Below are 19277 nucleotides of genomic sequence, written 5' to 3'. Positions count from 1 at the left end.
TTTAGCCTTAAGACGTACAAGGAAAATACATGGTCGACATATCCCCATACAAGCAAAACGCGACGCTGACGGCGCGGCCGCCGATGGTGGAGGTCACCGTGATCGCGACGGCGCTGGCGCTTGCGCTGGCTGGGTTCGGCGCAGCGGTGCTGCCGTCGCCGGGTTGGGCGGTTGTGGTCTTTGGGCCGTGCGTGGCGCTGGTGGCGCTGGGGGTTTGGCGGAGCTATCCGCACGCGGAATTCGGCCTGTGCAACACTGTCACGCTGGGGCGTGCCGCGCTGCTGTCGTTGCTGGTCGGGGCGTTGTTCGATGCCGGCGCCGTGTCGCCGTGGCTGGTGTTCTGGGTCGGGTTGACGATCCTGTCGCTGGACGGGGTCGACGGCTGGCTGGCCCGGCGGTCGCAGCTGAAATCCGAGTTCGGGGCGCGGTTCGACATGGAAGTGGACGCCGCGTTGGGCGCGGTGCTGGCGATGTGGCTGCTGCTGTCGGGCAAGACAGGTGCAGAGATCCTTGTGCTGGGCTTCATGCGCTATGCGTTCGTGCTTGCCGGGTTGGTCTGGCCCGCGCTGCGCCGGGAGCTGCCCGACTCGATGCGCCGCAAGACCATTTGCGTCGTGCAGATCGGCACGCTGATCGCACTGGCCTGCCCGCTCTTTCCGACGGTCCTTGTGCCGTGGGTTGCGGGATTGGCGTCGGCGCTGCTGGTGCTGTCTTTTGGCATCGACACGGCATGGTTGGCGCGGCACGTCAGATGATCCGTACCGTGATCCTGTTCGCCTCAGCTGGCGTGATGCTTGTCGTGCTGGCGCTACCTAACCATCCGGGGCAGATGAATTACAACGGGTTGGTCTATTGGCCGATCGAGCTGTCGGTGCTGCTGTTCGCGATGCTGGCGCTGGGGCGGACCCGCGGCGTGGCGTCGGTTCTGGCGTTGATTCTGGTGGCGGTCACACTGCTGAAGCTGGCGGATTTGGCGAGTTTCGCGGCCTACAATCGCGCTTTCAACCCTGTGTCGGACCTGTTCTTGATTGAGGCCGGGATCGGGTTGCTGAGTGACAGTGTGGGCGCGACGAGTGCGTTCTTCGTGGTGGCGGGCTGTATCGTGGCGACGGGGTTGCTCTACATGCTGTTGCGCGGCGGGCTGAAGGCGTGGGAGCGCGCGGCGCTGCCCGGACCGGCGCGGGTCGTGGCGCTGGTGGCGGCATTGGCCACGGGCGGCTGGGCGGTGGCGGACACCGGGCACCACCTGGGCTATTGGACGTTCGAGAAAAACCCGCCGGGATCGGCCCGGACCACCCGCGTGGCCGTGGCCCGGATAAGCGACGCCCGCGAGACGGTTGCGGACCTAGAAAGGTTCCGGCATGCGGCGCAGGTCGATCCGATGCGCGATATCGCCGGCGCGTTCGACCGGCTGAAGGGGCGCGACATCCTGCTCATCTGGATCGAAAGCTATGGCCGCGCCAGCATCGACAACCCGGAATATGCGCCAACGCATCTGGAAACTCTGCGCCGCGCCGAACGGCAGATTGCCCGGGCGGGGCTTGAGATGAAAAGCGGTTGGCTGACATCGCCCACGGCGGGCGGGCAAAGCTGGCTGGCGCATGGGGCGCTGGGCAGCGGGCTTTGGACCGCGGACAATGCGCGCTACAGGGCGATGATCGCAAGCGGGCAGAAATGGCTGTTTCACCTGGCCGCCGAGGCGGGCTATCGCACGGCGGCCGTGATGCCGGCGATCACGATGGCCTGGCCGGAAAGCGCGGCGATGGGGTTCGAGCATGTGTTCGAGGCCAAGGACATTCCCTACGAGGGCGAGGCGTTCAACTGGGTCACGATGCCGGATCAGTTCACGTTGGCCACCTATGCTGCCCTTTTGCCCGACGGTCCACGCCCGGATTTCATCCAGGTCGCGTTGATCTCGTCGCACGCGCCGTGGACGCCGGTGCCGGAGATGCTGCCCTGGGATGAGATCGGGGACGGGACGGAATTCAACGAAATGGCAGCACGTGGCCCGACGCCGCGCGATCTGTGGAAGGACCGGGATGCGGTGCGCGACGCCTATCGCCGATCGGTGGACTATTCCCTGAACGCGGTGTTTTCCCACGTGGCACGGTTGGGCGAGGACGCGCCGCTGGTAATCGTGGCGGGAGACCACCAGGCGGCGGGTCTCATAGCGGGCAGCGACAATCGCGATGTGCCGGTGCACATGATCGCGCCGCCCGGCGTGCTGTCGTTGATCGACGGCTGGGGTTGGAGCGAGGGCATGATCCCTGCAGGCGACTTGGAGCCGCAGCGCATGGACGGGTTCCGCAACGCTTTCGTCCGCGCGTTTTCGTCGGTCGAGCAGGTGGCGGAGGTCGCGCCATGAAGGTGTGGGCGATCAAGCTTCTGGCCTCGGCGGCGCTGCTGGCGGCGATGCTGTGGTGGACCGACACCGCGGAGGTGGGCGCCCGGCTGGCGCGGGCCGACTGGGTGTGGCTGGCGGTGAGCCTTGTGGCGCTGACGGTGGCCACGCTGTCGATGGCGCGGCGGTGGCAATTGACGGCGCAGGCGCTGGACATAAGGATCGGGTTCGGCGTGGCGGTGCGGGAATATTACCTGGCGCAGCTGATCAATTCGGTCCTGCCGGGTGGCGTTCTGGGCGATGTGGGCCGCGCGGTGCGCGTGCGGCGGCAGGCCGATCTTGCACGGGCCGGGCAATCGGTGGCGGCAGAGCGGCTGATGGGGCAGGTGGCGATGTTCGCGCTGCTGGCGCTGGGGTTGATCGGGGCGGTGCTGGTGCCCGGCGGGATCGCCTGGCCCGGCGGGGTGTGGGCGCTGCTGGCGGCCCTGCCGGTTCTGGGTGCGGTGGTCGTGTGGGTGACGCGCCGGTTCGAGGCGACGCGGTCCTTTCCGGGGCTGGTGTGGCGGCTGATCGGGCACGGGCCAATCTTGATTCACGCGCTTTTGGGGGCGTTGTTGCTGATCGGCGGGCTTTATGCGGCGGCGCGGGCGACCGGGTCGGTCATTCCGCCGGCAGGCCTGCTGACGGTGCTGCCGCTGGTGTTCTGCGCGATGTTGGTGCCGCTGTCGGTCGCGGGCTGGGGCTGGCGCGAGGGGGCCGCGGCGGCGCTGTTTCCGGTAATCGGGCTGGACGCTAATGCGGGCGTGGCGATGGGGATCTGCTATGGCGCGATAATGCTGGTGTCCGCATTGCCGGGCCTTGCGTTCCTGTGGGTGCCGGGGGCCGTGCGCGCGACGCCGGAAGGAGCGGGCCCATCATGAGCCGCGCGGTGTTTGCCATTCCCGGAGACAAGGACCAGCGCACAGGCGGGTATGTCTATGACGCGACGGTGCTGGAGCGGCTGAATGCGCTGGGGCACGAGACGGCGCATTTGAAACTGCCGGGCAGTTTCCCCGTGCCGTCGGACGCGGACATGCAGGCCACGTTCGATGCGCTGGCGGATGTGCCGCGCGGGCGGCCGATCATCGTGGATGGGCTGGCGCTGGGGGCGATGGACCCCGCACGGATGGACCGGATCGAAGCACCCGTGGTGGGCATGGTGCACCATCCGCTGGGTTTGGAAAGCGGGCTGGAGACCGGGCAGGCGCGGACGCTTTTGCGCAACGAGGCCGAAGTTTTGCGCCGGGTGGCGCATGTCATCGTGCCGAGTGAGCATATCGCGTCGACCGTTGTGCGGGATCTTGGCGTTGCGCGTGACAAGGTCACGGTCGCGCATCCGGGCTTCGAACGGGCCGGGAGCGTGACGCGGCCCGCCACAAAGAAGGCGCAGCCGCCGTTGATCCTTTCGGTGGGCCTGTTAGCGCGGCGCAAGGGGCATGACGTGCTGCTGGAGGCGCTGGGACGGTTGACCGCGCTGGACTGGCAGGCCGAGATCGTGGGCAAGGCGCATGACGCGCCCACCGCGCAGGCGCTGAAGGCGCAGGCCGCCAAGCTGGGGTTGCAGGACCGCGTGCGTTTTGCCGGAGAGATCGGCGCGGCGGCCTTGCAGGACGCCTATGCCCGCGCCAGCCTGTTTGCGCTGGCCACGCGGTACGAAGGCTATGGCATGGTCCTGAGCGAGGCGATGCTGAACGGGTTGCCCGTGGTGTCGTGCCGGGTGGGTGCGGTGCCCGAGACGGTCGGAGAAGCCGCGCTGCTGGTAGCGCCGGATGATCCCGACGCGCTGGCCGGGGCAATCGAGAGCATGCTGACGGAGCCGGGCACGGCGGAGCGGTATGCCGCCGCCGCTCGGGAGCGGGTGCAGTCGCTGACCGGCTGGGATCACACCGCCCGCATTTTCGCCGACGTTCTGGAACGGATCACCTCATGAGCCGGTTGACCCATCGGATAAACGCGGGGTTTGCCCCGCATCACCCCAAGAAATGGAAGTGTTATGTTCGCTGTTGAAGTTCGTGATCACATCATGATCGCACATTCCCTGCCATCGCCTATCTTCGGACCGGCGCAGGGCCTGCACGGTGCGACCTTTGTCGTCGATGCCGCCTTTTACACCGACGATCTGGACGAAAACGGTCTGGTCGTGGATATCGGGCTGGCGACCGAGGCCTTGAGCGCCACTTTGGAGCCGCTGAAATACGGCAATCTGGATGACAATCCCCAATTCAAGGGCAAGATCACCACGACCGAGTTCCTGTGCCACCACATCTGGACGCAGCTGCGGGACCGGACAAAAACCGAAGGACTGGGTGATGGCGGGCGCGTGAAGCGCATCCGCGTCCAGCTTCATGAAAGCCATGTGGCACGTGGGTGGTATGAATCAGATATCTGACACCCAGTTCCAGGCCGACTGGCTGAGCCTGCGCGAGGCGGCGGATCACGCCGCGCGGGATGCCGCTCTATTGGTGCGGGCGGCGCAATGCGTGCCGCCGGGGATGCGGGTTCTGGACCTTGGCAGCGGCACCGGATCGACCGCGCGGGCCTTCGCCCGGGCAGGGCATGACAGGGTGCAATGGTGTTTCCTCGATACGGACGAGGCGCATTTGCAGCTGGCCAAGGCGCGCCATCCGATGGCCGAGTGCGTGATGGGCAGCGTGACCGACGTGGAGGCCTTGCCACTGGAGCATGTGGGGCTGGTGACGGCGTCGGCCCTTCTGGACCTGATGAGTACGGCCTGGGTCGATGCGCTGGCGGCCCGGCTGGGGCAGGCGGGTGTCCCGTTCTACGCCGCGCTGAGCTTTGATGGACGGATGCGGTGGGAGCCGCCGGTCGCGGCGGATGCGGATGTGTCGGATGCGTTCAACCGCCACCAGCGGGGCGACAAGGGCGGTCAGGCCGCGATGGGTCCGGATGCGGCGCAGCTGACAGCGAACGGGTTCGAGGCGCACGGGTTCGCGGTGACACTGGCCGGCAGCGACTGGGTGCTGGGGCCGGACGATGCCGCCTTGCAGGACGAATTCGTGGCCGGCGTCGCCCGGGCGGCCGAAGAGGCCGGAGAGGTGCAGGCAGCAAGCTGGGCCGGCGTCCGGCGCAAGGCAGCAGGGCATTCCGCGCTGCGGGTCGGGCACACGGACCTTCTGGCGGTACCCGCGGGACACGAGGCCACAGCAGGATGATCGGAGATGAGCATGGAAGCGATTGATGTCACCCCCAGGGTCTGGGCCCGTATCCTGGCCGCGCGCAACGACGAGGCGTGCCTGTGCTGCGGCGACTGGAGTTCCGGCGAACGCGCGGCGCTGACGCTCTATGGCGGCATGACGCGCACGGTGTCGGGGCAAAGCGTGATCGCCCAGATCGGGCAGTCGCTCGACGGGCGCGTCGCCACCGAGTCGGGCGATGCGCAGGATATCTCTGGCAAGGACGGGCTGGCGCACCTGCACCGGCTGCGGGCGCTGGCGGACGCGGTGGTGATCGGCGTGAAGACGGCGCTGCATGACAATCCGCGTCTGACGGTGCGGCTGGCCAAGGGGCGCAACCCGGCGCGGGTGGTGATCGACCCCAATGGCCGCCTGCCCAACGACGCCGGCCTGCTTCGCGACGCAAGCGCCCGGCGGATCGTGATTCAGGCGGTGGACAAGGTGCGGCCCGACGACGTGGAGGTTATCCGCCTGCCGCGCGGCGAATGGATTTCGCCGACGCAGATACTGGCCGCGCTGCGGGGGGTGGGCCTGAACCATGTGCTGATCGAAGGCGGCGGGATCACCATCGCGCAGTTCCTGGAGGCGGGGTTGCTGACGCGATTGCATGTGGCCGTCGCGCCGCTGCTCATAGGCGCCGGGCCGACGGGGCTGAAAACTTCGCCCGTGCCGTGCCTGGCCGAAGCGTTGCGCCCCAAGACCGAGGTCTACGGCCTGGGGTCGGACGTGCTGTTCGATTGTGCGCTGGTGCCGGATCCGCCGGCGCAGATGCTGTGGCCGCATCGTGTGCGGGAACGCCCCGCACTGCGGCACTGAGAGAAGCCCACCCAATGCCAGATATCCCGTCCGTTCATGCGAAAGAGCCCCAATGTCCCGAGTTGCCGAAAGCCTTCTTCCCAGCACCGCCGAACGTCTTAGCCGGGTGCAGTCCGACCTGCGGCTGGGTCTGCCATGCCTTCTGACGGATGGACCGGACCGCGCCGTGGTGGTGGCGGTCGAGACGTTGAGCCAGGCGCGGCTGGACGGGTTGCGGGAGCTTTTCGGCGTGCCGGAGCTGGTTCTGACCAGCAACCGGGCGCGTGCCGCGATGGCGCCGGTGCAAAGCGCGGACATTTCTGATCTGCCGGTGCGGATCTGTCCGCCGAAACATGCCGACATGGACTGGTTCCTGCGGCTGGCCGATGCCGGGCAGGACGCCCCGGGACCGGTGGCGCCGCTTCACCGGATCCGGGACCGGGAGGTGCGGCTGCACGGGCTGGCGCTGAGCCTGGTGAAGTCGTCCGAATTGCTGCCTGCCGCGCTGATCTTCAGCCTGGCCGGGAACGCGACGTTGCCCGACGGGCTGAGCATGGCGGCGGTGGAGCACTCCGACGCGCTGGAGCACTTCGCGCAGACGCCCGCGCTGTCGTCGGTGGCGGTGGCGGGCCTGCCGGTGGAGGCGCATGATGCGGGAAAGCTGCACGTATTTCGCGACCCGGATGGCCGGACCGAGCATTATGCCTTCGAGATCGGCACGCCGGATCCCGCGCGCCCGGTGCTGGCGCGGCTGCATTCAGCGTGCTTCACCGGGGACGTGCTGGGCAGTCTGAAATGCGATTGCGGTCCGCAGCTTCGCGCGGCGATGCTGCGTATGGGCGAGGAGGGCGCGGGCCTGTTGCTGTATCTCAACCAGGAAGGGCGCGGGATCGGGCTGGCCAACAAGATGCGGGTCTATGACCTGCAGGCGCGGGGGCTGGATACGGTGGATGCCAACCATGCGCTGGGGTTCGAGGATGACGAGCGGGACTTCCGCGTGGCGGCGGTGATGCTGCGCAGTTTGGGCTTCGGGGCGGTGCGGCTGCTGACAAACAACCCCGCCAAGGTGCACACGTTCCGGGCGCAGGGCATCGAGGTGGTCGAGCAATTGCCTCTGCGGGTGGGCAAGAACATTCACAACAGCGGCTACCTGGCGGTGAAGGCGCTGAAATCCGGGCACGCGTTGTGAAGGAAGACGTGGCACAGGCCCTGTGGATCACCGGCCCGGGTGCGGTCGAGATGCGCGAGACGGCGATTGACGCCGGGCCGGGCATGGTCGAGGTCGAGACGCTCTATTCGGGGATCAGTCGGGGTACGGAACGGCTGGTCTGGAGTGGCGGCGTGCCGGAGAGCGAGCACCAGACGATGAAGGCGCCGTTTCAGGAGGGGGAGTTCAGCTTTCCGGTGAAGTACGGATACGCGGCTGTTGGCCATGTATCGGAAGGTGCAGGCAAAGGGCAGGTCGTCTTTGCCTTGCATCCGCACCAGGACCGTTTTGCCGTGCGGGAAGAGGCCGCCGTGCCAGTGCCCACGGCAGTGCCGCCCGAGCGCGCGATCCTTGCCGCCAACATGGAAACCGCCCTGAATATCGTCTGGGATGCCGAAGTTTCCGCCGGGGACAGGGTAACGGTGGTTGGCGCTGGTGTCGTCGGGGCGTTGGCCGGATACCTGTGCGCGCGGATGCCGGGCACGGAGGTGTGCCTTGTGGATGTCGATGAGCAAAAGGCGGCGCTGGCCGAGGGTCTAGGCTGTGCGTTTGCGGCGCCGGGGCAAGCGGCGGGCGAGTGTGACGTGGCGATCCACGCCTCGGCCAGTTCGGACGGTCTGGCGACCGCGATCGGGCTGGCGGGGATGGAGGCGACGATCGTCGAGGCCAGCTGGTTCGGGACGCATCGTCCGGAGGTGCCGTTGGGCGGGGCATTTCACCAGCGCCGCCTGCGGATCGTCGGCAGCCAGGTGGGACAGGTGCCGCCCGCGCGGCGGGCGCGGTGGAGTTATCGTCGGCGACTGGAGAAGGCGCTGGATTTGCTGGCCGATCCCGCGCTGGACGTGCTGATTTCGGGCGAGACACCGTTCGAAGGGCTTGCGGCGGAGTATGGCGCGATCCTGGAGGATGCGGAGACCCTGTGTCACCGGGTTCGGTACGGGCCGGTGCGGGCGTGAGACGCGCGGATCAGGCGCGCAGGCCGCGAAAGGGGCTGGTGACCGCGAAAAGGATTGCCGCAACGCAGACGATGGACGGGCCGGCGGGCGTATCCAGCACGTAGGCCGATTGCAGCCCCGCCACGGCCGAAACCGCACCGAGGGCCGCGGCGAAGAGGGCCATCTGCTCAGGCGTGCGCGACAAGGGGCGGGCGGCGGCGGCCGGAATGATCAGCATCGCCGCGATGAGCAGGACGCCAACCACCTTGATGGCGACCGCCACTGTGATGGCGAGGGCCAGCGTGAGGATCAGCTGTTCGCGGCGCGGGTCGATGCCGCTGGCATGGGCCAGGTCCTGGCTGAGGGTCGAGGTCAAGAGCGCGGACCAGCGCCAGCAGATCAGGCCAATGACCAGCGCCGCGCCGCCCCAGATCACCGCCAGATCGCCGCGTGAGACCGCGAGGATATCCCCGAAGAGATAGGCCATCAGGTCGATCCGGATGCCCGAGAGGAACGACACCGCCACCAACCCGAAGGCCAGCGCGGAATGTGCCAGCACGCCCAGAAGCGTGTCCATCGCATAGCCGCGCCCGGTCAGCAGGGTCACTGTCAGGGCCATGGCCAGCGCCACGGCCACCGCGCCGGCGAAGATCGAGATCTGCAAGGCCAGCGACAGCGCCACGCCAAGGATCGCGGCATGGGCGGTGGCGTCACCGAAATAGGCCATGCGCCGCCAGACGACGTAGCTGCCCAAAGGGGCGGCGGCGCAGGCCACGCCGATGCCAGCCAGCGTGGCGCGGGTCATGAAATCGTCCAGCATCATTCGGCGGCCTTCGTCGTGGTGTCGTCGTGGGAATGGTCGTGCCCGCAGGTCGCGTCGTGGCTGTGGTCGTGGTCGTGCCGGTAGAGCGCCAGCGCCCCGCCTGTGCCGGTGCCGAACAGCGCCTGGTATTCGGGGGCCGCCGAGACGATCTCGGGCGTGCCTTCGCAGCAGACATGGCCGTTGAGGCAGATCACCCGGTCGGACGCGCTCATCACCACATGCAATTCGTGACTGATCATGACGACGGCGCAGCCGGTCGCGGCGCGGACCTCTTCGATCTGGCGGTAGAAGGCGGCCGAGCCGGGCTGGTCGAGGCCTTGCGTCGCCTCATCGAGCAGGAGCAGGTTGGGTTGGCCGATCAGGGCACGGGCCAGCAGGATGCGCTGCATCTGCCCGCCCGAGAGGCCCGACATCTGTCGGTCCGACAGGTCGGGTACGCCGGCGCGGTCGAGGGCGGCGGCGATCTGGGCCGGGGTCGCGCCGCCCGGCAGGCGCAGAAAGCGCGACACGGTCATCGGCAGGGTCGGGTCGATATGCAGCTTTTGCGGCACGTAGCCGATGCGCAGCTCGGTGTCACGATCAATCCGGCCCACGCTTGGCGTGACCGCGCCGATAAGTGCGCGCAACAGGGTCGTCTTGCCCGATCCGTTGGGGCCGACGATGGTGACGATCTCGCCCGGCTCGATCGCCAGGGTCACGTCGCGCAAAACCCGGGTGGCGCCATAGCCGACGCTGATATTCTGGACCGAGACGAGGCTCATGTCTCGGCCTTCTCCGAGCAGGTGGGGCAAAGGCCTTCGGCCTCGACGACGGTACGTTCGATCCGGAAACCGGCGGCACGGGCGGCCGCGCCAAGGGCGCCGCGGGCGGGGGTGGCCTGAGCCTCGGCGACCGAGTCGCAGGCGCGGCAGATCATGAAGGCCGGCGAGTGGTGTGCGCCGGGATGGGCGCAGGCGATGAAGGCGTTCAGACGCTCGATCTTGTGGGCAAAGCCGTTGCCGACGAGGAACTCCAGCGCGCGGTAGGCAACGGGCGGCTGCGAGCCGAATCCGGCCTCGCGCAGGGCGTCGAGCATCTCGTAGGCGCCCAGGGCGCGATGCTCGCGCAGCAGGATTTCCAATGCCTTGCGCCGGACGGGCGTAAAACGCAGGCCTTCGCGGGCGCAATGCGCCTCGGCCTCGGCAATGGCGGCGGCGATGCAGCTGGCGTGGTCATGCGACTCGAAGCCGACCGGATCGGTCGGGTGGTCATCTTCTGGCCGGGAGGTGCTTGTCATATTATAACAGTTCGTGTATCCGCTGTGGAATGTTATATAATCACAAGAGGTCATCCATGTCCAGAAACCTTCTTTCGTGTTTTTTCGCGTCAACCATTCTGGCCGGACCGGCCTTTGCCGACACGCCGCAGGTGGCGGTGGACATCGCGCCGGTGCATTCGCTGGTGGCGCGGGTGATGGACGGGGTGGGCGCGCCCGCGCTGATCATGGCGCCGGGCGCCAGCCCGCATGAGTACAGCCTGCGCCCCTCGGAAGCGGCGGCGATGCAGGACGCGGACGTGGTGTTCTGGATCGGTCCGGACTTGACGCCGTGGTTGGCGGAGTCTTTGGACACGCTGGCGGGCGATGCAGAGACTGTGAGCCTGATGGAGGTTGATGGCACGATCGAATTGCCGATCCGGGAAAATGCGCTGTTCGAGACGCATGATCACGGCGGGCACGGGGGCGACCGTCATGATTATCAAGCTCATGATGACGACCATGACGACCACGATCACGCGGAACACAAACATGACGACGACGCCAATCATGATCACGAGGACCATGCGGACCACGACCACGATGAGCATGACCATGAGGATCATGAAGATCACGACGCGCACGAAGAGGATCACGCCGGGCACGGCCACGATCATGGGCATCACGATCCGCACGCATGGCTGTCGCCCGACAACGCGGCAACGTGGCTGAACGCGATCGCTGCGGCGCTGTCGGCGGCCGATCCGGACAATGCCGGCGCCTACTTTGCCAATGCTGCGGCGGGACGTGAGGAGATCGCCAGCCTCAGGACCGAGATCGACGGTATTCTGGAGCCGGCGCGGGACGGCAACTTTATCGTCTTCCACGATGCCTACCAGTATTTCGAGTCGGCGTTCGACTTTCCGGCGTCGGGGGCAATCTCGGTGTCCGACGCGTCCGATCCCAGCCCGGCACGGGTTGCGGAAATCCAGGAGCGGGTCAGCGACGCCGGCGTAACTTGCGTGATGTCGGAGCCGCAGTTCGACCCGGGCATCGTGGCCGCCGTCACGGACGGGGCCGAAGTCAATACCGGCGTGATGGACCCGATGGGGTCGGATCTGGAGACCGGCGCCGGGCTTTATCCTAAACTCTTGCGCAACCTTGCGACGGCCCTGGCGGAGTGCCTGTAGACCGGGTTAGGTGCCTGTCAGAAGCTGGTAGCCGGGGGTAGTGATCGCCTTGACCGTGGTGATCGGGGCCTCGTCGATCCAGGTGGTGCGTTCGATCACCAGAAGGGCGGCACCCGGCTCGGTGTCCAGCAGGTCAGCCAAACGGGGATTGGCCGAGATGGCGTAGAAACGCAGGTCCAGCCGGGTGTAGGGTTTGTTCAGAACCAGCCATTCATTGGCGCTTTGCCCGGTGAAATCGAGCTCGCGCACCTCGGGCGAGGTTTCGGGGCAGATCCAGCGATCTTCGAAAATATAGGGGCGTCCGTCTGAAAGGTGCAGCGCCTCGACGCGGAGCATCGGGCGGGACGTGCTGAGCCCGAAGGCGGCGAGAACGCCGCGTGGGGCCGGCGCTGTGCGGCGGCGGATCAGTTGATAGCCGTAGCGCGCGCCGCTTTGTTCCACCTCGCGCCGTGTGATGGGAATGTCGAGCGTGGCGCGGGTGACGGGTTCGGCCCTGACCCGCGTACCGCCCTTGCGGCGGCGCTCCACGAGGCCGCTGTCTGAAAGATCCTGCATGGCCCGCTGGACCGTGGAGCGGGCGCAACTGAGGTCTGCGGCGATGTCGGCGTCGCGGGGCAGGCGGTCTCCGGGGCCGTAGCGGCCGGTGAGGATCTGTTCGTGGATCCGGTCGCGGACATCCCTCCACGACAGGCGCGAGTCGGAGGTCATATGTCCTGTCCCAGCGTGGTGACGACGTCGATGAAGGCCCGCGTGATGCGGTCGCGGTCGACGTGGCGGCCGTCCTTGACCATGTGACGCCCCGCGCTCCAGACATCGGTGACGCAGGCGCGCCCGCGACCGGAAAAGATCAGGCTGTCGAGGACCGCGTCGCCGGTGCGGTTGCAGAGGAATTCGTTGTCGGTGGAGACTGCGATGAGATCGGCCAACTGGCCCTCGGCGACCTGGCCCGACGCGCGACCGGCTGCCTGTGCCCCGGCGCGGGTGGCTGCGTCGAAAAGCACGCGGCCGGTGGAGTGGTCCGCCGTGGCCATCGCCGCGCGGCTGCGGTCGCGCAAGCGTTGGGAATAGTCGAGCGTGGCCAGTTCCTCCCACAGGGCGATATGGATGTTGGAATCCGACCCCACGCCGAACCTGCCGCCAGCGTCGCGAAATGCGGTGCCGTTGAAGATACCGTCGCCAAGGCTGGATTCGGTGATGGGGCAGAGCCCGGCCACCGCGCCGGTTTGCGCAAGCGCGCGGGTTTCGGCGTCGGTCATCTGGGTGCAGTGGATCAGGCACCATTTGTTGTCGACCGGGGCTGTGTCGAGCAGCCACTCGACCGGGCGCGCACCGTGATGGGCTTCGACCTCCTCGACCTCGGCGACCTGTTCGGCAAGGTGCATGTGGATCGGTCCGTCGGGGCAGATGGACTGCGCCTGGGCCAACGCCTCGGGCGGGACGGCGCGTATCGAATGGGGCGCGACGCCGATGGCGAAATCGTCCGGTCCGTTGGCCACCAGCGTGGCGCTGTCAGCGTGCAGACGGGCAAAAAGGTCGGGATCGTTGCCGAAGCGGCGCTGTCCGCCTTGCAGCGCGCGCCCGTCGCAACCGCCTTGCATGTAGTGCACGGGCAGAAGCGTGAGGCCGATGCCGGTATACTGCGCCGCCTGCGTGATACGCCCCGCCATTTCGGACAGGTCGGCATAGGGTTTGCCGCCGATGTCGTGGTGCAGGTAGTGGAATTCGGCCACCGCGCCGTAGCCGGCCTCGAGCATTTCCATGAAGACAAGCTCTGCTATGGCCTGCACGTGGTCCGGGGTAAGGCGGTCGAGGAAGCGGTACATCAGCTTGCGCCACGTCCAGAAACTGTCGCGCGGGTCGGGGCCGCGGGATTCGGTCAGTCCGGCCATGGCGCGTTGAAAGGCGTGGCTGTGCAGGTTGACCGGGGCAGGCAGCAGCAGATCGACGGACCGTGCGTCGGGCGAAGGGGTGCGGGAGATTCGCGTGATGCGCCCTTGGTCAATGGTAAGACAAAGGTCGCTGACCCAGCCATCCGGAGTAAGGGTCTGGCGAGACTGGATTTCCTGCACGGGCGATCTCCATTGACAAAATATGTAGCTACATATTAACGTTATGTCGGCCATATTGCAAGGAAGGTACGAATGCCCGATCATCTGACGATCACCAACGCGACCATCGCCTGCATGGATGCCTTGGAGGACGGATATGGCCTGCGTCGTGAAGCGGCGCTGCGGGTGCAGGGCGAGCGGATCGACTGGGTCGGGCCGATGGCCGAGGTTGGCGAGGTGCCGCAAGACGCGCAGGTGATCGACGCCGGAGGACGGCTTTTGACGCCCGGTCTGATCGACTGTCACACGCATATCGTTCATGGCGGCAACCGCGCTCGGGAGTTCGAGATGCGCCTTGAAGGGGCGAGCTATGAAGAAGTGGCGCGCGCCGGTGGCGGGATCGTTTCAACCGTGAAGGCGACGCGGGAGGCGGACGAAAGCCTGCTGCTGGCGCAGGCCCTGCGCCGCGCGGATGCGCTGATTTCGGAAGGGGTCACGACGATCGAGATCAAATCGGGTTATGGTCTTGATATCGAAACGGAACTGAAAATGCTGCGCGTGGCGCGCGCGGTGGGCGAGGCTCGTCCGGTGCGGGTGGTGACCTCGTTCCTGGGTGCGCACGCGGTGCCCAAGGGCGCGGATGCAGACCGCTATATCGACGAGGTCTGCCTGCCCGCGCTGGAGGCGGCCCATGCCGAGGGTCTGGTCGATGCCGTGGACGGGTTTTGCGAGGGAATCGCCTTTGACACCGCGCAGATCGCGCGGGTGTTCGACAAGGCCGCGGCGCTGGGCCTGCCGGTCAAGCTGCATGCCGAGCAGCTGAGCAATATCGGCGGGACGAAGCTGGCGGCGGAGCGCGGCGCGCTGTCGGCGGATCACGTGGAATATGCAGGCGAGGCCGACGCCAAGGCGCTGGCCGAAGCGGGCAGCGTGGCGGTGCTGCTGCCGGGCGCGTTTTACACGCTGCACGAGACGCAGAAGCCGCCGGTCGCGGCGTTCCGGACGCATGGCGTGCCGATGGCGGTGGCGACGGACTGGAACCCCGGATCGTCGCCGATGGGCTCGGTCCTGCTGGCGATGAACATGGCGTGCACGCTGTTCGGTCTGACCCCGGCCGAGGCGCTGGCGGGCACGACGCACCATGCCGCGCAGGCGCTGGGACTGTACGACCGGGGCGAGATCGCGCCGGGGATGCGGGCGGATCTGGCCATCTGGGATGTCGAGGAACCCGCGGAGCTGAGCTATCGCATCGGGGTGAACTCGCTGCACAAGCGGATATTCGGAGGTCGCGCATGACCCTGACGCTGGTGCCGGGGGAGACCCGGCTAGACACGCTGGAGCGGGTGTGGCGCGAGGGTGTGGCGGCGACGCTGGCACCGGATGCGCGGGATGCGATCGAGACGGCAGCGGAAAAGGTCGCCGAGGCGGCGCGGGGCGACGTGCCGGTTTACGGGGTGAACACCGGTTTCGGCAAGCTGGCTTCGGTGCGCATCCCGCCCGAGGATGTGGAAACGTTGCAGCGCAACCTGATCCTCAGCCATTGCTGCGGCGTAGGCGAACTCTTGGAGTCCGAGACCACGCGCCTGATGATGGCGCTGAAGCTGCTGTCACTGGGGCGGGGCGCCTCGGGCGTGCGGTGGGAGATCTGTGCGCTGATCGAGGGGATGCTGGCGAAAGGCGTGGTGCCGGTGATCCCGTCGCAGGGGTCGGTGGGCGCGTCGGGCGACCTTGCGCCGCTGGCGCATATGGCAGCTGCAATGATCGGCGAAGGCGAGGCACTACTGGACGGTGTGCGGATGCCCGCGGGGGAGGCGCTGAAGACGGCCGGGCTGACGCCCGTCGTGCTGGGGGCCAAGGAAGGGCTGGCGTTGATCAACGGCACGCAGTTTTCGACCGCCTGTGCATTGGCGGCGTTGTTCGACGGTGTGCGCGCGCTTCGCGCTTCAATCGTGACATCGGGGCTGTCGACGGATGCCATCATGGGCTCGACCCAGCCATTGCAGCCCGAGATCCACACCCTGCGCGGCCATGCCGGGCAGATCGACGTGGCGACGGCGATGTCGGCCCTGATGGCGGGGAGCGAGATTCGCGAAAGCCACCGGGAAGGCGACAGCCGCGTGCAGGATCCGTATTGCATCCGCTGTCAGCCGCAGGTGGCGGGGGCGGCGCTGGACCTGTTGCGCTTTGCCGCGCAGACGCTGGAGATCGAGGCCAACGCCGTCACGGACAATCCGCTGGTGATCGAGGCCGGGATTGTCTCGGGCGGGAATTTCCATGCCGAGCCCGTAGCCTTTGCCGCCGACCAGATCGCGTTGGCATTGTCGGAGATCGGGGCCATCGCGCAGCGGCGCGTGGCGCTGATGGTGGACCCGGCCTTGAGCCATGATCTGCCGCCCTTCCTTACGCCGGCGCCGGGTCTGAATTCGGGCTTCATGATCGCAGAGGTGACGACGGCGGCGCTGATGAGCGAGAACAAGCATTTGGCGAACCCGTGTTCGACCGACAGCACGCCGACCTCTGCCAATCAGGAGGACCATGTGAGCATGGCCGCCCATGGCGCGCGGCGGCTGCGCCGGATGAACGCGAACCTGTCGATGATCCTTGGGGTCGAGGCGCTCTGTGCGGCACAGGGGATCGAGGCGCGGACGCCGTTGGTGACGTCGCACGCCTTGCGGCGCGCGATTGCGACGGTCCGGGCGGAGGTGCCGCGGCTAGAAGAAGACCGGATGATGGCGCCCGACATGGAGCGGTCGGCGGCGCTGGTACGCGACGACGCGCTGGCACGCGAGACGGGCGTGGAGGTCGGGCTGTGAGTTTTGCCGAGGTGACGCGCGGGCAGAGCCCGCTGGTTCTGGGCTTGCCCCATACGGGAACGGATGTTCCAGATGATATCGCCGAAGGGCTGAATGAAACCGGGCGCGGGCTGGCCGATACGGACTGGCATATTCATCGGCTTTATGCTGGGCTGGTGGGCGACGTGACCACGGTGCGCACGACCATCCACCGCTATGTCATCGACGTGAACCGCGACCCGGAGGGCGCGAGTCTCTATCCCGGGCAGAACACCACGTCGCTGTGTCCGGTGACCGACTTTGATGGACAGCCCATCTGGCGCGAGGGGGCGGAACCCGACGAGGCCGAGATCGCGCGGCGGCGGGAGGCGTATCACGCGCCCTATCACGCCGCGCTGGCGGCGGAGCTGGAGCGGGTGCGCGGGATTCACGGGTTTGCGGTGCTTTACGACTGCCACTCGATCCGCTCGGAAATTCCGTTCCTGTTCGAGGGTGTTTTGCCGGACTTCAACGTGGGCACGGATGAGGGCCGGACCTGTGCGGCGTCGATCCAGGACAGCGTTTACGGCACCTGCGAGGCAGCCGAGGGGTACAGCGCCATCCTCAATGGCCGTTTCAAAGGCGGCTGGACAACGCGGCATTACGGGCGGCCCAGCGACGGCCTGCACGCGATCCAGATGGAGCTGGCGCAGTCCACCTACATGCTCGAATGCCCGCCATGGGACTATGCGCCTGACCGTGCGGACCGCTTGCGTCCGCACCTGAAAACCATTCTAGACGACTTGATCCGTTGGAGGTCCGAATGACCAATCCCCGCCATAATCTGCGCGACATTTATCCGCCGACCGGCGCCAAGATCAGCGCGAAAAGCTGGCAGACCGAGGCGGCGATGCGGATGCTGATGAACAACCTGCACCCCGACGTGGCCGAGAACCCGCATGAGTTGGTGGTCTATGGGGGCATCGGACGTGCCGCGCGGACATGGGATGATTTCGACCGGATCGTTGCCGGGCTGAAGGATCTGGAAGCTGACGAGACCTTGGTGGTGCAGTCCGGCAAGCCCATCGCCATCGTCAAGACCCACGCGGATGCGCCGCGCGTTCTGATCGCCAATTCCAACATCGTGCCGCATTGGGCCAACTGGGACCATTTCAACGCGCTCGATAAAAAGGGCCTGATGATGTACGGCCAGATGACGGCCGGGTCGTGGATTTATATCGGGTCGCAAGGGATCGTGCAGGGCACCTATGAGACCTTTGCCGAGGCCGGGCGTCAGCATTATGACGGCGACCTGACCGGCAAGTGGATCCTGACCGGGGGGCTGGGCGGCATGGGTGGGGCACAGCCCCTGGCCGCGGTGATGGCAGGCGCGTGCTGTCTGGCGGTGGAGTGCAACCCGGACAGCATAGATTTCCGCCTGCGCACGCGTTACGTCGATGAAAAGACCGACAGCTTGGACGAGGCGCTGGAGATGATCGCGCGCTGGACCAAGGCCGGCGAGGCCAAGTCGGTGGCGCTTTTGGGCAATGCGGCGGATATTTTCCCCGAGATCCACAAGCGGGGCGTGCGGCCTGATATCGTGACCGATCAGACCAGCGCGCATGACCCGGTGAACGGCTACCTGCCGCAGGGCTGGAGCATGGCCGAGTGGCGTGACAAGCGCGAGAGCGATCCAAAGGCCGTCGAAAAGGCATCGCGAGCGTCGATGAAGGTGCATGTGAAGGCGATGGTCGATTTCTGGAATGATGGTGTTCCGACGCTGGATTACGGAAACAACATCCGGCAGGTGGCGCAGGAAGAGGGGCTGGAGAATGCCTTTGCCTTTCCCGGTTTCGTGCCGGCCTATATCCGGCCCTTGTTCTGCAAAGGCATCGGACCGTTCCGCTGGTGCGCGCTGTCGGGCGATCCCGAGGATATCTACAAGACCGATCAGGCGATGAAGGAATTGTTCCCCGAGAACGAGAAGCTGCACACGTGGCTCGACATGGCGCGTGAGCGGATCTCGTTTCAGGGGTTGCCGGCGCGGATCTGCTGGATCGGGCTGGGGGATCGGCACCGCGCGGGTCTGAAGTTCAACGAGATGGTGGCCAGTGGCGAGTTGAAGGCGCCCGTGGTGATCGGGCGCGACCATCTCGATAGTGGCTCGGTTGCCAGCCCGAACCGCGAGACGGAAGCGATGAAAGACGGATCCGACGCGGTGAGCGACTGGCCCTTGCTGAACGCGCTGGTGAATACCGCGAGCGGCGCGACCTGGGTCAGCCTGCATCACGGTGGTGGCGTTGGCATGGGGTTCAGCCAGCATGCGGGTGTCGTAATCGTGGCTGATGGCACTGATGAGGCCGCGCAAAGGCTGGAGCGGGTGCTGTGGAACGACCCGGCCTCGGGTGTGTGGCGCCATGCGGATGCGGGGTATGAGACCGCGATCGACTGCGCCAAGGACCACGGTCTGCGCTTGCCCGGTATCCTGGGGAACTGAGCCATGGAAAGGGCCGACAGCGTCAGGAAGGCAGCTTGCCAAGTGTGGCGACAAGCGTGCCGTGGCACGGAATTTAATCAGATGCGTCCTGGATCCGACCGCGAAGCGAGGCCGCTTGCTGCAAACCGCTTTGCAGCCTTGAAAAACCGCAGCTGCGGCGCGACTGCTAAGGCATCGTGCGCGGCGCCGCGGTGACACAAAAT

Annotated in this window: 19 protein-coding genes; 14 read left to right on the top strand and 5 right to left on the bottom strand. The window is 66.8% G+C overall.

Features of this window, described 5'->3' with window-relative positions:
- The first annotated feature begins 29 nt into the window (after positions 1–29).
- The 9 genes from FIU86_RS12255 to FIU86_RS12215 all read left to right on the top strand — a co-directional run bounded on the left by FIU86_RS12255 (position 30) and on the right by FIU86_RS12215 (position 8532).
- Positions 30–755 carry a CDP-alcohol phosphatidyltransferase family protein gene (locus FIU86_RS12255; RefSeq protein WP_254703824.1) on the top strand — a complete coding sequence of 242 codons (726 nt, stop codon included), beginning with the start codon at positions 30–32 and terminating at the stop codon, positions 753–755.
- The gene (locus FIU86_RS12250) at positions 752–2365 is read left to right on the top strand and encodes a sulfatase-like hydrolase/transferase (RefSeq protein WP_152475341.1); all 1614 of its coding nucleotides are present in this window, start codon (positions 752–754) and stop codon (positions 2363–2365) included. The genes FIU86_RS12255 and FIU86_RS12250 overlap by 4 nt, the downstream gene beginning before the upstream one ends.
- Positions 2362–3261 carry a lysylphosphatidylglycerol synthase transmembrane domain-containing protein gene (locus tag FIU86_RS12245; protein ID WP_152475340.1) on the top strand — a complete coding sequence of 300 codons (900 nt, stop codon included), beginning with the start codon at positions 2362–2364 and terminating at the stop codon, positions 3259–3261. Before FIU86_RS12250 ends, FIU86_RS12245 begins: the two co-directional genes overlap by 4 nt.
- Positions 3258–4310 carry a glycosyltransferase family 4 protein gene (locus FIU86_RS12240; protein ID WP_152475339.1) on the top strand — a complete coding sequence of 351 codons (1053 nt, stop codon included), beginning with the start codon at positions 3258–3260 and terminating at the stop codon, positions 4308–4310. The genes FIU86_RS12245 and FIU86_RS12240 overlap by 4 nt, the downstream gene beginning before the upstream one ends.
- A gap of 93 nt (positions 4311–4403) precedes the next feature.
- A complete protein-coding gene (locus FIU86_RS12235) occupies positions 4404–4769 on the top strand; it encodes a 6-pyruvoyl tetrahydropterin synthase family protein (RefSeq protein ID WP_368373129.1) in 366 nt (121 codons plus the stop codon).
- A complete protein-coding gene (locus tag FIU86_RS12230; RefSeq protein WP_152475337.1) occupies positions 4753–5553 on the top strand; it encodes a class I SAM-dependent methyltransferase in 801 nt (266 codons plus the stop codon). Before FIU86_RS12235 ends, FIU86_RS12230 begins: the two co-directional genes overlap by 17 nt.
- Positions 5554–5565: 12 nt before the next feature.
- Positions 5566–6390 (top strand): RibD family protein, encoded by an 825-nt coding sequence (locus FIU86_RS12225; RefSeq protein WP_152475336.1) that lies wholly within the window; start codon positions 5566–5568, stop codon positions 6388–6390.
- A 52-nt stretch (positions 6391–6442) separates the two neighbouring features.
- Positions 6443–7558, top strand: coding sequence for a GTP cyclohydrolase II (gene ribA, locus FIU86_RS12220; protein ID WP_152475335.1), 1116 nt, complete (start codon positions 6443–6445; stop codon positions 7556–7558).
- Between the two features lie 8 nt (positions 7559–7566).
- Positions 7567–8532, top strand: a complete 966-nt coding sequence (locus FIU86_RS12215; protein ID WP_254703823.1) for a zinc-binding alcohol dehydrogenase — start codon at positions 7567–7569, stop codon at positions 8530–8532.
- Positions 8533–8542: 10 nt separating this feature from the next.
- Here FIU86_RS12215 and FIU86_RS12210 read toward each other — a convergent pair whose 3' ends face one another.
- The 3 genes from FIU86_RS12210 to FIU86_RS12200 are packed head-to-tail and all read right to left on the bottom strand — an operon-like array spanning position 8543 to position 10610.
- Positions 8543–9331 carry a metal ABC transporter permease gene (locus FIU86_RS12210; protein ID WP_152477133.1) on the bottom strand — a complete coding sequence of 263 codons (789 nt, stop codon included), beginning with the start codon at positions 9329–9331 and terminating at the stop codon, positions 8543–8545.
- Positions 9331–10095 (bottom strand): ATP-binding cassette domain-containing protein, encoded by a 765-nt coding sequence (locus FIU86_RS12205; RefSeq protein ID WP_152475334.1) that lies wholly within the window; start codon positions 10093–10095, stop codon positions 9331–9333. The genes FIU86_RS12210 and FIU86_RS12205 overlap by 1 nt, the downstream gene beginning before the upstream one ends.
- Entirely contained in the window at positions 10092–10610 is a 519-nt protein-coding gene (locus tag FIU86_RS12200; protein ID WP_152475333.1) for a transcriptional repressor, read from the bottom strand. The genes FIU86_RS12205 and FIU86_RS12200 overlap by 4 nt, the downstream gene beginning before the upstream one ends.
- A gap of 56 nt (positions 10611–10666) precedes the next feature.
- Here FIU86_RS12200 and FIU86_RS12195 point away from each other — a divergent pair, with 56 nt between their 5' ends.
- Positions 10667–11758, top strand: a complete 1092-nt coding sequence (locus tag FIU86_RS12195; protein ID WP_152475332.1) for a zinc ABC transporter substrate-binding protein — start codon at positions 10667–10669, stop codon at positions 11756–11758.
- 6 nt (positions 11759–11764) lie between these two features.
- On the opposite strand, the gene FIU86_RS12190 is transcribed toward FIU86_RS12195, so the two are convergent.
- Together FIU86_RS12190 and FIU86_RS12185 are read right to left on the bottom strand one after the other, a co-directional pair.
- The gene (locus FIU86_RS12190) at positions 11765–12466 is read right to left on the bottom strand and encodes a GntR family transcriptional regulator (protein ID WP_152475331.1); all 702 of its coding nucleotides are present in this window, start codon (positions 12464–12466) and stop codon (positions 11765–11767) included.
- Positions 12463–13827: a formimidoylglutamate deiminase gene (locus tag FIU86_RS12185; RefSeq protein ID WP_152475330.1), complete on the bottom strand. Its 1365-nt coding sequence runs from the start codon at positions 13825–13827 to the stop codon at positions 12463–12465. Before FIU86_RS12185 ends, FIU86_RS12190 begins: the two co-directional genes overlap by 4 nt.
- A 114-nt stretch (positions 13828–13941) precedes the next feature.
- Between FIU86_RS12185 and hutI the strand changes: the two genes are divergently transcribed.
- From hutI to hutU, 4 genes are read left to right on the top strand one after another with little or no spacing between them, the layout of a single operon-like run.
- Positions 13942–15102, top strand: coding sequence for an imidazolonepropionase (gene hutI, locus FIU86_RS12180; RefSeq protein ID WP_254704016.1), 1161 nt, complete (start codon positions 13942–13944; stop codon positions 15100–15102).
- Positions 15099–16619 (top strand): histidine ammonia-lyase, encoded by a 1521-nt coding sequence (gene hutH / locus FIU86_RS12175; protein ID WP_152475328.1) that lies wholly within the window; start codon positions 15099–15101, stop codon positions 16617–16619. The genes hutI and hutH overlap by 4 nt, the downstream gene beginning before the upstream one ends.
- The gene (gene hutG / locus FIU86_RS12170; RefSeq protein WP_152475327.1) at positions 16616–17404 is read left to right on the top strand and encodes an N-formylglutamate deformylase; all 789 of its coding nucleotides are present in this window, start codon (positions 16616–16618) and stop codon (positions 17402–17404) included. The genes hutH and hutG overlap by 4 nt, the downstream gene beginning before the upstream one ends.
- Positions 17401–19074, top strand: coding sequence for a urocanate hydratase (gene hutU / locus FIU86_RS12165; RefSeq protein ID WP_152475326.1), 1674 nt, complete (start codon positions 17401–17403; stop codon positions 19072–19074). Before hutG ends, hutU begins: the two co-directional genes overlap by 4 nt.
- The last annotated feature ends 203 nt before the right edge of the window (positions 19075–19277 follow it).

It is taken from the genome of Roseovarius sp. THAF9 (assembly GCF_009363715.1).
In the GTDB taxonomy this organism is placed as follows: Bacteria; Pseudomonadota; Alphaproteobacteria; order Rhodobacterales; family Rhodobacteraceae; genus Roseovarius.
This window is presented reverse-complemented; position numbering and strand designations above follow the sequence as displayed.